This window comes from Arthrobacter sp. 10N44_2 (assembly GCF_056394385.1).
Genome location: NZ_JBFTHT010000050.1, coordinates 1 through 439, shown reverse-complemented (window position 1 = coordinate 439; position 439 = coordinate 1). Strand labels below are relative to the sequence as shown.

General features: G+C 73.1%; 1 protein-coding gene. It reads left to right on the top strand.

Going from position 1 to position 439, the window contains the following annotated elements; all coding sequences use genetic code 11:
* Positions 1–439 (top strand): MltA domain-containing protein (locus AC1DBX_RS20675; RefSeq protein WP_476932670.1); only part of this gene is annotated, 439 nt, incomplete at both ends.

The following is a 439-nucleotide window of genomic DNA, read 5'->3' as shown; positions in this document are numbered from 1 at the left end:
CCGCGAGACCTGCGGCGTCGCCAAGGATCCGGCCACGGCCGAGGTCTGCCGCCGGGCCAAGGCCGCCGGTCCCGTCGACGACGCCCGCGCCCGCCAGTTCCTGGAAGCCAATTTCCGCCCCGAGGCCGTTTCGGGCCAGGGCCTGCTGACCGCCTATTTCGCCCCCGAGTACGAAGCGCGCATGTCGCGTTCGGCAGAGTTCAGCGCGCCGATGCGCGGCCGTCCGGCCGACCTGGCCATGCTGGACCTGGGCGCCTTCGACCCCAGCCTGAAGGGCAAGACCGTGGTCGGCCGCGCCGCCGGCGGGACCTTCGTGCCCTATGACGACCGCGCCGCCATCGAGGCCTCGCCGCTGGACCGGCCGCTGGCCTGGATGCGGCCCGAAGACCTCTTCTTCCTGCAGATCCAGGGTTCGGGCGTCCTGACCCTGCCGGACGGC